This is a genomic window from Nocardioides sp. YIM B13467 (assembly GCF_042788075.1).
GTDB lineage: Bacteria > Actinomycetota > Actinomycetes > Propionibacteriales > Nocardioidaceae > Nocardioides.
Genome location: NZ_JBHZPJ010000013.1, coordinates 25,656 through 39,086, shown reverse-complemented (window position 1 = coordinate 39,086; position 13,431 = coordinate 25,656). Strand labels below are relative to the sequence as shown.

Annotated in this window: 12 protein-coding genes; 5 read left to right on the top strand and 7 right to left on the bottom strand. The window is 67.8% G+C overall.

Annotated features, from left to right (window positions below; translation table 11 throughout):
- Window positions 1–223: 223 nt before the first annotated feature.
- Both ACFX43_RS03660 and ACFX43_RS03655 read left to right on the top strand, forming a co-directional pair.
- Window positions 224–1,432, top strand: coding sequence for an Nramp family divalent metal transporter (locus ACFX43_RS03660; RefSeq protein ID WP_378817147.1), 1,209 nt, complete (start codon window positions 224–226; stop codon window positions 1,430–1,432).
- A gap of 113 nt (window positions 1,433–1,545) precedes the next feature.
- Window positions 1,546–2,601 carry a LacI family DNA-binding transcriptional regulator gene (locus ACFX43_RS03655; protein WP_378817144.1) on the top strand — a complete coding sequence of 352 codons (1,056 nt, stop codon included), beginning with the start codon at window positions 1,546–1,548 and terminating at the stop codon, window positions 2,599–2,601.
- Here the strand turns inward: ACFX43_RS03655 and ACFX43_RS03650 are convergent.
- Window positions 2,598–3,788, bottom strand: a complete 1,191-nt coding sequence (locus ACFX43_RS03650) for a saccharopine dehydrogenase family protein (RefSeq protein WP_378817141.1) — start codon at window positions 3,786–3,788, stop codon at window positions 2,598–2,600. The genes ACFX43_RS03655 and ACFX43_RS03650 overlap by 4 nt on opposite strands.
- Window positions 3,789–3,964: 176 nt before the next feature.
- Here ACFX43_RS03650 and ACFX43_RS03645 point away from each other — a divergent pair, with 176 nt between their 5' ends.
- From ACFX43_RS03645 to ACFX43_RS03635, 3 genes are read left to right on the top strand one after another with little or no spacing between them, the layout of a single operon-like run.
- Entirely contained in the window at window positions 3,965–4,726 is a 762-nt protein-coding gene (locus ACFX43_RS03645) for a LuxR C-terminal-related transcriptional regulator (RefSeq protein ID WP_378817139.1), read from the top strand.
- Between the two features lie 31 nt (window positions 4,727–4,757).
- Window positions 4,758–5,027 carry a DUF2277 domain-containing protein gene (locus ACFX43_RS03640; RefSeq protein ID WP_378817136.1) on the top strand — a complete coding sequence of 90 codons (270 nt, stop codon included), beginning with the start codon at window positions 4,758–4,760 and terminating at the stop codon, window positions 5,025–5,027.
- Window positions 5,024–5,902 carry a Sir2 family NAD-dependent protein deacetylase gene (locus ACFX43_RS03635; RefSeq protein WP_378817133.1) on the top strand — a complete coding sequence of 293 codons (879 nt, stop codon included), beginning with the start codon at window positions 5,024–5,026 and terminating at the stop codon, window positions 5,900–5,902. Before ACFX43_RS03640 ends, ACFX43_RS03635 begins: the two co-directional genes overlap by 4 nt.
- Here the strand turns inward: ACFX43_RS03635 and ACFX43_RS03630 are convergent.
- The 6 genes from ACFX43_RS03630 to ACFX43_RS03605 form a co-directional block, all read right to left on the bottom strand.
- Window positions 5,888–6,157 carry a hypothetical protein gene (locus ACFX43_RS03630; RefSeq protein WP_378817131.1) on the bottom strand — a complete coding sequence of 90 codons (270 nt, stop codon included), beginning with the start codon at window positions 6,155–6,157 and terminating at the stop codon, window positions 5,888–5,890. The genes ACFX43_RS03635 and ACFX43_RS03630 overlap by 15 nt on opposite strands.
- 250 nt (window positions 6,158–6,407) lie before the next feature.
- A complete protein-coding gene (locus tag ACFX43_RS03625) occupies window positions 6,408–7,094 on the bottom strand; it encodes a metal-dependent transcriptional regulator (protein WP_141802577.1) in 687 nt (228 codons plus the stop codon).
- Window positions 7,095–7,195: 101 nt separating this feature from the next.
- Window positions 7,196–7,687: a MarR family winged helix-turn-helix transcriptional regulator gene (locus ACFX43_RS03620; protein ID WP_378817130.1), complete on the bottom strand. Its 492-nt coding sequence runs from the start codon at window positions 7,685–7,687 to the stop codon at window positions 7,196–7,198.
- A 5-nt stretch (window positions 7,688–7,692) separates the two neighbouring features.
- Window positions 7,693–9,318 (bottom strand): MDR family MFS transporter, encoded by a 1,626-nt coding sequence (locus ACFX43_RS03615; protein ID WP_378817128.1) that lies wholly within the window; start codon window positions 9,316–9,318, stop codon window positions 7,693–7,695.
- 319 nt (window positions 9,319–9,637) lie between these two features.
- On the bottom strand, window positions 9,638–11,674 hold the full coding sequence (locus ACFX43_RS03610) for an ABC transporter ATP-binding protein (protein WP_378817126.1): 2,037 nt from the start codon (window positions 11,672–11,674) through the stop codon (window positions 9,638–9,640).
- Window positions 11,671–13,419: an ABC transporter ATP-binding protein gene (locus ACFX43_RS03605; protein ID WP_378817123.1), complete on the bottom strand. Its 1,749-nt coding sequence runs from the start codon at window positions 13,417–13,419 to the stop codon at window positions 11,671–11,673. Before ACFX43_RS03605 ends, ACFX43_RS03610 begins: the two co-directional genes overlap by 4 nt.
- Window positions 13,420–13,431 lie beyond the last annotated feature (12 nt).

The window sequence follows — 13,431 nt, the reverse complement described above, 5'->3', positions numbered from 1 at the left end:
TCGACGGCATCATGGCGACTGTCACGGTCGGCTGCCGTCCCCGCCCGACGCCAGTTGCGTCGTGAGCGTTCTTTCGCACATCTCCGCTGGTTTCGGGGACGTGCCGAGATGAGAGGACCTTTCAATGTCCCGCCCCACTGATGTACCAGCCACCGTGTCATCCGACGCCCTCAGCGCCCCGCGCCACCCCGTCTCCCCGCCTCGCAGGCGTGGAGTCCTCCAGATGCTGAAGCTGATGGGCCCCGCCTTCATCGTCGGCGCATGGCAGTTCGGGCCAGGCAATCTCGTCTCTGCCGTCCAGGCAGGAAGTCTGTACGCCTACGACCTGATCTGGGTCATCGTGCTCTCCACCGTGCTGATGCTCGTCTTCGCGGACATGAGCATCCGCATCGGCATCTCTTCACGCGGTTCCGTCGTAGCGACCATCAAGGAGACCCTCGGTAAGCCCACAGGCGTCGCGGCCGGACTCGGAGTCTTCGGCATCACGCTGTGCTTCTCGGTCGGGAACGCCGTGGGCACCGGCCTCGGCCTCTCGCTGGTGCTCGGCGGCAACCCGGTGATCTGGACCATCGCATGCAGCGTCCTCGTCGTCGCGATCCTCTTCACGCGCAGTGCCTACAAGGTGATCGAGAAGCTGGTACTTGCCATCGTCGCTCTCATGGCGGCCGCCTTCATCGTCACGGCCATCGTCACGAAGCCGGACTGGATGGGAGTAGCCGAGGGCGCAGTCGTGCCCACCGTGCCGGACGGCGTCGGACTCCTCATCGTTGCCCTGGTCGGAACCAACTTCTCCCTCAACGCCGCCTTCTACGCCGGCTACACCAGCCGCGAACGTGGCCTCCGGGCCGCGGACTACCGTGACACGACGCTCGCCGACACGATTCCCGGAATCCTCGCTCCCGGCATCATGACCGCACTCGTGATCGCCGCGGCCGCGGCAACTCTCGCCGGCGAGGGCGGACCTGCAGGGGCCACGATCCAGCAGTTCTCCGCCGTCCTCGAGCCCGTGGCCGGCGAGGTCGGCCGGACGATCTTCGCCCTCGGATTCTTCGGCGCCGCCCTCTCCGCCATGATCGCGAACGCCACCGCGGGCGGAACGCTTCTCGCCGACGGCCTGGGGCTCGGGAACCAGATCGCGTCCACCCGAGTGCGGATCGGCATCGTCTGCGTACTCACCTTCGGCGCAGGCGTCACCATCCTCGCCGCCGGCACATCACCAGTGCAGCTGATCATCGCCGCACAGGCGATGACCGTCCTGATCGCCCCGCTACTGGGTGTCCTGCTCGTGATCCTCGCGAACAACCGGCGCCTGATGGGCGCCCTGCGCAACCACTGGTGGCAGAACGTGCTCGCGTCGGTCGGGCTCATCACCATCATCGCCATGTGCTATCAGCTCATCGACACCGTCACCACCATGCTCTCCACCTTGTGACCCGGTAGCGGACGTACGGCCCGACCGGCACCACCTGCCGGCCGGGCCGTCCTGCTCCGCAGTCTCGTGCTTCCGGAGCGGTTATGCTCACGCCGACGGGGAGGAGGCGACACATGACGGATACAGCAGGCCACGCACGATCCGCGCGTGCGACGATCCGCGACGTCGCCCGAGAGGCCGGCGTCAGCACCTCGACCGTCTCCCGGGTGCTGGACGAACGGCTGCCGCCTTCCCGCAACGAGACGGCCGAGCGTGTACGTGAGGTCGCTGCCCGTCTGGGCTATCGCAAGGACTCCCGTGCATCCGCCCTGCGTCGCCAACAGAGCGGGACCATCGGCGTGCTCGTGCCACGACTCACCGACACAGTGATGGCCATCCTCTTCGAGAACATCGCCGCCGCTGCCGCCGAGCGACAGATGTTCGCGATCGTGGCCACAACAGCCGACGACCCGAACTCCGAACGGTCGGCAGTGGAGAGCCTTCTGAACCAACACGTCGACGGCCTGGTCCTCACCACCGCACGACCAGACGACACGGTGATTCCCGACCTCCGCGAACGCGGGGTCCCGCTGGTCCTCGCACTACGACACGACGGCGTGACACCAGCAGTCGTCGGCGACGACGAGCTCGGCGGCTACCTCGCAACCCGCCACCTCCTGGATCTGGGTCACCGCGAGATCGCCCTGGTCGCCGGACCGGCATACGCGACGAGCGCCGCCGGACGTGTCGCTGGGTTCAGGCGGGCGATGACAGAAGCCGGCATCGACGACATCGAGCGCCACATCCACCCCTCGACCTTCGGGATGGAGTCCGGCGAGGAAGTCGGCCGCCGCATACTCTCGACCTCACCACGCCCCACCGCCGTGTTCGCCGTCAACGACAACACAGCCGTCGGCGTCCTGGCAGCCGCACGAGCAGCCGGACTGAGCGTTCCGGACCAGCTCTCCGTCGTGGGCTACAACGACATCCCCCTGGCAGCGCGACTGCCGGTACCTCTCACAACCGTCCACGTGCCGTTCGACCAGATCGCCGCGCGCGCCGTCGCAGCGCTCGCCCGCCTGCTCACCTCGCCCGACGAGGTTCGACCCGGCACCACCACGACGCTGATGCCGTCCCTGATCCCACGCGCCTCAACTGCGCCTCCGCGAGGCGCACGCGACCCGAGTTAGGACGCGTCGATGACCTCGAAACGGATCCCCGCGGCCTGGAGCCGATCGAGGAGCGCGTCGCCCATCGCGACCGCGGTGGTCACCGAACCAGACGTCTCGGGCAGCGTGTCGAAGGCCAGGCAGAGCGCCGACTCGGCGAGCATCTTCGCCGTCTCGGTGTAACCGGGGTCGCCCCCGGACACCTTGGTGTGGATCTTCCGGCCGCCGGACTCGGCGACGAAGTCGACGGTGAACCATGACTTCTCACGCCGGCGCTCAGAGGGCCCGGTGCCCTGCTTGACCCGCTCACCGAGCTTGGCGCGCAGAGGCGGCACCTGCATCGCGAGGGCGAGGCCACCGACGCCGACCGCGCCGCCGACGGCGTACCTCAGTGTCTTGGTCCCGGCGAAGTGCGAGTAGGTGAAGGCGGGGCCGTAGGCCTCCAGCGCCCGCCCGGAGCGGGCGACGATGAACGGGTCGATGGTCGGCAGCGGCAGCAGCCAGTAGCCCAGCTCGCTGTCGCGGCCCAGGGTTCGCCAAGAAAATGGGGCTAGCGCCGGTCGAGACGTACGCCCCTTCGGCCGCTCCTCGAGCGCCCGGCGCTCGCGCGATGCGGCCGCCATCTCCCGGGGCCGCGACATCTGCCCCAGAGCGGAGTGGAAGGTGCCGCCGGAGAAGGTGGCGTTGGAGCGGACGACGCCCTTCATCGTCAGCGGCCCGGTGATCTCCCCGCCGGCGGCGAGCTCGCGCACCGTGAAGAAGGCGCCGAGGTCGTGCGGGATCGAGTCGAACCCGCACGCGTGCACGATCCGGGCACCGTTGGCTCGGGCGGTGGCGTCGTACTTCACGAACATCCGGTCGACGAACTCAGGCTCTCCGGTCAGGTCGACGTAGTCGGTGCCGGCCTCGGCGCAGGCCTTGACGAGCGGCTCGCCGTACTCCAGGTAGGGCCCGACGGTGGTGATCACGACGCGCGCACGAGCCGCCAGCGCGGCCAGCGACGAGGAATCGTTCACGTCGGCCTGGAGGAGCTCGACGCCAGGAGAGTCGAGCCCGTCACGCACGGCCTCGAGCCGCGGCAGGGAGCGGCCGGCGAGCGCCCATCGCAGTCCCTCGGGCGCGTGCTCGGCGAGATATCCGGCCACCAGACCGCCCGTGAATCCGGTCGCGCCGAACAGGACGATGTCGAGATCGCGAGGAGACGTCATAACCGCTACCTTTCCAGAAGCAACGAAATCCGAGACGGCACGGGTCTCTCAGTGATCAAATGTTGCATCAATAGGGATACTCTTGAGCGGTTTCTTTCGGTGAATCAGCATTTGAGTGAACGACCAGGCACCATCCCCAACCATGAGATGAGTGAGACGAGCCTGTGGGCGACGCGGTGATCAGCGTTCTGCTGGCCGACGGTCACGACGTTGTGCGTGTCGGCGTGCGTACGGTCCTGCTGCCCGAACCGGACATCGAGGTCGTGGGTGAGGCCCGCACCGCGGCCGAGGCACGGCCGCTGATCGCGACGCTGCGTCCTGACGTACTCATCCTCGACGCGCACCTGCCCGACGCCTCCGGCGTGGCACTCTGCCGCGAGGCGCTCGCGATGAAGAGCGACATCCGCTGCATGATCCTGGCCACCGACGCCGACGACGAGGTGATGAGCCAGGCGATCATGGCCGGGGCGGCCGGTTACGTGCTCAAGCAGATCGAGGCGACGAGCCTGGTCTCCGGCGTACGCCTGGTGGCCAGCGGCCACACCCTCTTCGACCCCGAGGCGGCCGCCAAGGTGGTCCACAACGTCGAGGAGCGCCGTCGAATGCACGAGGTGGTCGCCGACCTGACTCCGCAGCAGCGCCGGATCCTGGTCCTGCTCGCCGAGGGCATCTCCAACCGGCAGATCGCCGACCGTCTGGTGCTGGCGGAGAAGACCGTGAAGAACCACATCACCGGTCTGCTCGCCAAGCTCGGCGTCAGCCACCGCACCCAGGCCGCCCTGATGGCGAGCCAACTGCTCGAGGACGGCGTCGTGCCGCGGCCGGCTCCCCCGGCCGACGACGTGAGGCAGGCCAAGGGCGCCACGCCCAACGGCGGGCCGATGCCCCCGCATCCGCGTGGCCAGGCACCCTCCCACACCCCCGGCCGATCGCGCTGACCGTCGCCTCGATCCAGGTACCGTGGATGGCATGTGCCGCAACATCCGCCCGCTCCACAACTTCGAGCCGCCCGCCACCAACGACGAGGTCACCGCTGCCGCCCTGCAGTTCGTACGCAAGGTGAGCGGCACGACCAAGCCTTCGGCCGCCAACCAGGAGGCCTTCGACCACGCCGTCGCCGAGATCGCTCACATCACCCGGCATCTCCTCGACGACCTGGTCACCAACGCTCCCAAGAAGAACCGTGAGGTCGAGGCCGCGAAGCGCAAGGCTCGCGCCGAGGGCAGGTACGCCTCGTGACCCTCGCCCCGGAGGCGAGCAACACCGACTCGTACGCAGCTGCCCTGGCCCTCCTGCAGGACCGGCGCCTCGTGGTGCTGACCGGGGCCGGCGTCTCGACCGACTCGGGCATCCCCGACTACCGCAGCCCGGGCAGCCCGTCACGTCAGCCGATGACCTACCAGCAGTTCATCTCTGGCCCGCAGGAGCGGCAGCGCTACTGGGCGCGCAGCCACCTCGGCTGGCGGCGGATGGGCAGCGCGGTGCCGAACGCCGGCCATCGCGCACTGCCCGCGATCGACCCCGAGCTGCTGATCACCCAGAACGTCGACGGTCTGCACGAGCAGGCTGCACCCGAGCTCGCCAGCAGAGGCCGGATCGTCACGCTGCACGGCCGGGTGGCCGATGTGATCTGCCTGTCCTGCCGCACGCTGAGCCCGCGTCGCGACCTCCAGGCGCGGATGGAGGCGCTCAACGCGGGATGGGCCGAGGCGCACGCGGATGTCGAGACCCGGCCGGACGGCGACGTCGCGCTCGAGGAGACGCAGGACTTCGTCGTGCCCGACTGCGAGGTCTGCGGGGGCATCCTCAAGCCTGACGTCGTCTTCTTCGGCGAGAACGTCCCCAAGGACCGGGTCGCCCGGTGCATGGCGGCGGTCGAGGCTCTCGCCGATGCCCGCGGCGAGCAGCACGAGGGGAAGGGGGGCGTGCTGCTCGTCGCGGGCTCGAGTCTGGCGGTGATGAGTGGCTATCGGTTCGTACGCCGGGCGGCGAAGGCCGGGATCCCGGTCGTCATCGTCAACCGCGGCGCCACCAGGGGCGATGGGGAGGCTGCGTACAAGCTGGAGGTCGGCACCAGCGAGTTCCTCACCACCTTGGCCTCACGCAGAGCGTGACTGGAATGGCAGGTCGGCCATGCGGCCGGCGGCCTCGTCGACGGAGAGTCTGGCACCGATGAAGAAGTGGTAGACCGGGCCTTCGTCGATCAGCAGCACCTTGGCGCTGTGGTAGTCACCGCCGAGGTCGGTGAGCACGATCTCCTCGCCACGCTCGAGGTGACGGGTCAGGCCGGTGTCGGTGTGGTGGACGGCGACTGGGCGGAACGTCTCATCCAGCTCGCGACCGCGAGCGGGCAGATGAACGACCTCCATAGAGCTCTCCCCTCCGGAGACCCCCGCAAGTCTCGACATGACAACTGCCGAAGCCCACATCGATAACGGGCCTCCAGCAGGCCTTGCACTTCAAACTTAAGCATCTATGGCGTAATCGGTCCAGAGTCATGTGCCAGAATCTGCCGACGTCGAGAGAATTTCACCCGCGGTTACAAGAGTGGGCTCGAAGTAGACACAGCGTTGACACACCGAAGACGACTCGTGGAGCCGACCAACGCGAACCTGCGGGTCAGAGCGCCTTTACGAAGATGTGGTCCGCGGCCTCGGGGATGATCTCCGCGGTCTCCCCACCGGAGCCGAGCATGACCCCGTCGGGGGTCGCCTTGATCGCGACGGTCTGGTCCGGGGTCGCGCCGACCCGGCGCAGGGCGCTCATCAGCGACTCGTCCTTCTGCATCTCCTCGGAGATGCGGCGCACCAGGACGGTGGCGCGCTCGGAGCTCGCCGCGGCGGTGAGCGACTGGACGCCGGCCATGAAGTCCTCGTCGGCGGGCTTGCCGCCGAGCTCGTCGAGACCGGGGATCGGGTTGCCGTAGGGCGACTCGGTCGGGTCGCCGAGCAGGTCGAGCAGTCGCTTCTCGACGGTGTCCGACATGACGTGCTCCCAGCGGCACGCCTCCTCGTGGACGAGCTCCCAGTCGAGGCCGATGACGTCGGTCAGCAGCCGCTCGGCGAGGCGGTGCTTGCGCATCACCCGGGTGGCCAGGCGAAGGCCCTCGTCGGTGAGCTGCAGGTGGCGGTCACCCTCGACGGTGAGCAGACCGTCGCGCTCCATCCGGGCGACGGTCTGGGAGACCGTGGGGCCGGACTGGTGCAGGCGCTCGGCGATGCGGGCGCGCAGCGGAACGATTCCCTCTTCGACCAGCTCGTAGATCGTGCGGAGGTACATCTCGGTGGTATCGATGAGATCGCTCACGGGCTAATCCTACATCCTTGAATCAGTCAGAAAAACCGAACCCAGCAGGGTGTGTCCCGAACGACGTCGGCCTGCAGGAGAGATCATCGCGGCGCGATCCCCTAGGAGCCCTGGGGTTCTAGGGCTTCGTTGTATCTGGAAAGCATAGCGCTGAGCCGGTCGATGTCGTCGAGACTCCAGTCGGCCAGCCGGTCGTTGAAACGTACGCGACGCTCCCGGGCCACCCGCTCGAGCCCCTCGCGGGCGTCAGCGGTCACCGAGACGAGGCTGGCCCGCCCGTCCTCGGGATCGGGATGGCGCTGGAGCAGGTTCAGGTCGATCATGGCCTGCACCATCCGGCTGACCGCACCCTTGTCGATCCCGAGTCCGTCGACCAGCGCGGAAGCGCGCACCGGGCCACGTTCGGCGATCCAGGTCAGCATCATGTAACCACCGGGCGGCAGATCCGGGTGGAGCATCCGGCCGCGTGCCTTCATCGCCCGCTTGGCCCTCCACACGAGCACGCCGACCTCGGACTCGAGCCGGCTGAGCGACTCACCGCGAGGACCGTCCTCGAACTGCTCGCCCTGGGCGGCGTTGTCCATGGCTGTCATCCCTGTCATCTCCGGCCCGCTCCCCCCGCCTCGAGCCCCGCGGCGACCTCAGGAGCGATCTCATCGTCAGCGAGGTCCTCGATCGTAGTCTTGAGCGGAACCTCCTTGATACCCAGGATCGCAACCAGCGCGATGACCGCGCACGGGATGGCCACCAGGAAGAGATCGGCGGTGGCGACGGCGAAGGCGTGCTCGTAGAGGGCCTGCACCGCGCTGGGCATGCTCGCCGGGTCGGCGAGGCCGCCGCCCTGCAGCCTCTGGAGTTCCTCAGGGGTGACCTTTCCGCTGGCCACCAGCTCGGGGATGCCGTCGGTGATGACGTCCTCGACCCGGTGGGAGAGCACGGCGCCGAGCGCCGCGATGCCCATCGAGCCGCCCATCGACCGGAAGAACGCGACGACCGAGGACCCGGCGCCCATGTCCTTGTTGTCGAGGTTGTTCTGCACCGCGAGGACGAGGTTCTGGTTGGTGGCACCGACACCGAGACCGAGGATGGCCATGAAGGCGCCGACCAGGGCCAGGTTGGTGTGTTCGTCGATCGTGCTGAGCAGGTAGAGCCCGATCGGCAGCATGACGCCGCCGAAGATCAGGTAGCGCTTCCAGCGTCCGGTGGAGCTGATCAGGCGTCCGGTGACCATTCCGGCACCGGAGAGTCCGAGCACCATGCAGATCGACATCAGCCCGGCGTGGGTCGGCGTCATCCCGCGGGCGGTCTGGAAGTACTGCTGCAGGTAGACCGTCGCCCCGAACATCCCGGCACCGACGAAGAACGAGGCGAGGGTGGAGAGGATCATCGTGCGGTCGCGGAAGAGGCGCAGCGGGATGATCGGCTCCTTGGCGAACCTGCCCTCGACCAGGATCGCGAGGGCCAGCACCAGGACGCTGCCGGCGACCAGGGCGTACGACATCGGCGAGGTCCACGCGAAGGAGTCGCCGCCCAGGGTGACCCAGATCAGCAGCGTGGAGACGCCGGCGACCAGCAGGAATGCGCCGAGGTAGTCGATGCTGACCTCGCGGCGTACGTGCGGGAGGTGCAGGGTCTTCTGGAGCAGGATGAAGGCGACCACCGCGAACGGCACGCCGACGTAGAAGACGCCGGGCCAGCCCAGCGGGGAGTCGACGATCACGCCGCCGACGAGCGGCCCGATGACCGTGGCCAGGGCGAAGACCGCGCCGATGTATCCCGAGTAGCGACCGCGCTCACGCGGGGAGACGATCGTCGCGATGATCACCTGGATCAATGCAATGATGCCGCCCATGCCGAGGCCGGCGATGACCCGGCCGGTGATGATCACCGGCATCGACGGCGCCAGACCACAGATCGCCGATCCGACGATGAAGAGGCCGAGCGCGGCCTGGACCAGCACCTTCTTGTTGTAGAGGTCGGCGAGCTTGCCCCAGATCGGCATCGTCGCGGTCATCGCCAGCATGCTCGAGACGACGATCCAGGTGTAGCCACCCTGGGTGCCGCCGAGGTCGGTGACGATCCGCGGCAGGGCGTTGGCGACCGACGTACCGGACAGCATGGCGACGAAGAGCGCCATCAGAAGGCCGGAGAGGACCTCCATGATCTGGCGGTGGGTCATCTGCGGCGCCGCGATGGCCTGCGAGGACTGCTGGGACTCTGACAAGTGGGACTCGGCTCTCACGCGAATTGGTTGAACATCGGCAACCAATGTACGTCGGATTAGTTGCAAAACGCAACTTGTCGCCAGTCGCAAAAACGGGGCGACCCGCAGGCGGGCCTGGCGGCCAACCCGGTGGATGAGTCCGGTACGCCTGCGGGTCGGGTGGCTGCTTGTGAATTGCCAGCCCCCATCCGTAGTTGGGGAAGCTGCTAGCGAGCAGCCACCTCACGCATCCAATCGTTCTTCATCTGATCGGATCACCTCCTTTCCCGTGTGGCTCAACGGTAGGCGCCGGGCCATCGCGGGATCAAAGGGTTATTTCTCAGGCAGGCTCCTCGACGAGGGCGTGGCTGAACTGCGACTGGTAGAGCTCGGCGTACGCACCCTTGGCCTCGAGCAGCTCGGCATGGTTGCCCTGCTCGACGATCGCGCCGTCGCGCATGACCAGGATCAGGTCGGCGTCGCGGATCGTGGAGAGCCGGTGGGCGATCACGAAGGACGTACGCTCCGAGCGCAGCGCCGCCATGGCGTGCTGCAGGAGCAGCTCGGTGCGGGTGTCGACCGAGGAGGTCGCCTCGTCGAGGATCAGCAGCGACGGCTCGGCGAGGAAGGCCCTCGCGATGGTGATCAGCTGCCGCTCGCCCGCAGAGAGGTTGCCACCCTCGTCGGTGATCAGGGTGTCGTAGCCGTCCGGCAGCGAGTGCACGAACCTGTCGACGTACGTCGCCCGGGCCGCCTCGAGGAGCTCCTCCTCGGTCGCGTCCGGCCGGCCGTAGCGGATGTTGTCGCGGATCGTGCCCTCGAAGAGCCAGGTGTCCTGGAGCACCATGCCCGTGCGTTCGCGCAGGTCGGAACGGGGAATCGAGGCGATGTCGACGCCGTCGAGGGTGATCTGGCCGGCATCGAGCTCGTAGAACCTCATGATCAGGTTGACCAGGGTGGTCTTGCCTGCACCGGTGGGGCCGACGATCGCGACGGTCTGCCCAGGACGGGCCACCAGGGACAGGTCCTCGATGAGCGGCCTGTCCTTATCGTAGGAGAAGCTCACGTGCTCGAACCGGACCTCGCCGGCACCGCTGCCGTATGCCGAAGCGGAGCCCGAGGCGATCAGACCTGTCCGGGGAGTGCCGACATCGGGCGTCTGCTCCTCGGCGTCGAGCAGCTCGAAGACCCGCTCGGCCGAGGCGACGCCCGACTGGAGCAGGTTCATCATCGAGGCGAGGGTGGTGATGGGCTGGGTGAACTGGCGCGAGTACTGGATGAAGGCCTGCAGCTCACCGAGACTCAGCGCGCCGCTGGCGACGCGGAGGGACCCGACCACGCAGACCACCACGAACATCAGGTTGCCGACGAACATCATCAGCGGCATCAGGATCCCGCTGATGAACTGTGCCTTGAAGGATGCGGCGAAGAGCTTGTCGTTCTCCTCGGCGAAGGTCTTCTCGACCTCCTCCTGACGCCCGAAGACCTTGACCAGGTCGTGGCCGGAGAAGGTCTCCTCGATGTGGCCGTTGAGCTTGCCGGTGTGGCGCCACTGGGCCACGAACTGGCCCTGCGACCGCTTCATCACCGCGCTGGTCACCACCAGCGAGACCGGCACCGCGAGCAGCGCGATCAGGGCCAGCACCGGGCTGATCCAGAACATCATGAACAGCACCGTGACCAGCGTGAACAGAGCGGTCAGCACCTGACTGAAGGTCTGCTGCAGGGTCTGGCTGATGTTGTCGATGTCGTTGGTGACCCGGCTGAGCAGCTCGCCTCGCGGCTGCTTGTCGAAGTAGGACAGCGGGACGCTGTGGACCTTCTTCTCGACGTCCTCGCGCAGGCCCTTCACGGTGCCCTGGACGACCGAGTTGAGGATCCAGCCCTGCACGAAGGAGAGCAGGGAGGCGACGAGGTAGACGGCGAGCACCACCAGCAGCGCGCTGCGCAGCGCGTCGAAGTCGACGCCTTGGCCCGGGGTGACGTACTCCATCCCGGAGAGCATGTCGGCGAGCTTGTCGTCGCCCTGGGCACGCAGACCCTCGACCGCCTCCTCCTGGGTGACCCCCGCCGGCAACTCCCTGGAGAAGACGCCGCCGAAGATGATGTTGGTCGCCCTGCCCAGCAGCCACGGTCCGAGCGACATCAGGGTGACGCTGATAGCGGCCAGGCCGATGGTGGCGAAGGCATGGACCTTGTAGGGCGCCATCCGGCGCAGCAGCCGCCTGGCCGAGGGGACGAAGTTCATCGCCTTGTCCCCCACCGCGCCGCCCGCGCCCATCGGGCCGAGGCCGCCCTGGGGACGTACGATCCGCTCGGTCTTCTTCATCTGGCCATCTGTCCGGCCATCTGTCTGGCCGTTCGTCTGGTCGCTCATGCCGCGGCCTCCTCTGCGCTGAGCTGGGAGGAGACGATCTCCTGGTAGGTGGCGTTGCCGGCGAGGAGCTCCTCGTGGGTGCCCTCGCCGACGATGGCGCCGTCCTCGAGGACGAGGATCTTGTCGGCGTCGCGGATCGTGGAAACCCGCTGGGCGACCACGATGACCGTGGCGTTGCGGGTCTCGGGGGCGAGCGCGGCGCGGAGCCGGGCGTCGGTGGCAACGTCGAGCGCGGAGAAGGAATCGTCGAAGAGATAGATGTCGGGCCTCCTCACCAGCGCCCGGGCGATGGCCAGACGTTGCCGCTGACCACCGGAGACGTTGGTGCCGCCCTGGTCGATCTCGGCGTCGAGGCCGGTGCCGTCCTCTGGAGCCATCCGCTCCACGAAGTCACGCGCCTGGGCGACCTCGAGGGCGTGCCAGAGCTCCTCGTCGGTGGCGTCCGGCTTGCCGTGGAGCAGGTTGGAGCGGACGGTGCCGGTGAAGAGGAAGGCCTTCTGCGGCACCAGCCCGAGGGAGCTGCGCAGGGTGGCCGGGTCGAGGTCGCGTACGTCGATCCCACCCACGCGGACGACACCGGCCGTCGCGTCGAAGAGCCGCGGGATGAGGCCCAGGAGGGTCGTCTTGCCGGCACCGGTGGAGCCGATGATCGCGACGGTCTGCCCGGGCCTGGCCTCGAAGGTGAGGTCGTGGAGGACGGGGTGGTCGGCGCCGGGGTAGGTGAAGCCGGCTCCGGTCAGGTCGACGTGCCCGTGCCGGTAGATCTCGGTGACGCCCGCCGCCGGCGGGGTCACGCTGGTCTCGGTGTCGAGGACCTCGGCGATGCGGTCGGCGCAGACGGCGGCGCGCGGGACCTGCATGAGCATGAAGGTGCCCATCATGATCGACATCAGGATCTGCATCAGGTACTGCAGGAAGGCGGTCAGCGGGCCGACCTGCATCAACCCGTTGTCGACCCGGATGCCGCCGAACCAGATCACTGCGACGCTGGCGACGTTGATGACCAGCATCATCAGCGGGAACATCGTCGACATCCAGCGCCCGGCCCGCAGCGCGACGTCGGTGAGCTCATCGTTGGCCTTCGCGAAGCGCTCGGTCTCCTGACGCTCGCGTACGAACGCCCGGATCACCCGGATGCCGGTGATCTGCTCGCGCAGGATGCGGTTGACCGCGTCGATGCGCTCCTGCACCTTGCGGAAGTTGGGGACCATGCCGCGGACGACCACGGTCATGGAGATGAGCAGCACGGGGATGACGACCGCGAGCAGCCAGGAGAGCCCGGCGTCCACGCGGATCGCCATCGCGACGCCGCCGACCATCATCATCGGCACCATCACCGCGAGGGTGCAGGTGAGCACGGCGAGCATCTGGACCTGCTGGACGTCGTTCGTGGTCCGGGTGATCAGCGACGGGGCGCCGAAGCGGCCGACCTCGCGAGCGCTGAAGGAGCCGACCTTCGCGAAGATCGCCGCCCGCAGGTCGCGACCGAAGCTCATCGAGCTACGGGCGGCGAAGTAGACGCTGACGATCGACGCGAGGATCTGCACCAGCGCGACGCCGAGCATGATCGCGCCGATCCTCATGATGTAACCGGTGTCGCCCTCGGCCACGCCCTTGTCGATGATGTCGGCGTTCAGGCTGGGCAGCAGCATGAAGGCCGAGGTCGAGAGGAGCTGCAGGATCGCGATGACGACCAGGAATCTCTTGTACGGGAGCAGGTAGTCCCTAAGCAGTCGGAGAAGCATTCAGGGGTCTCT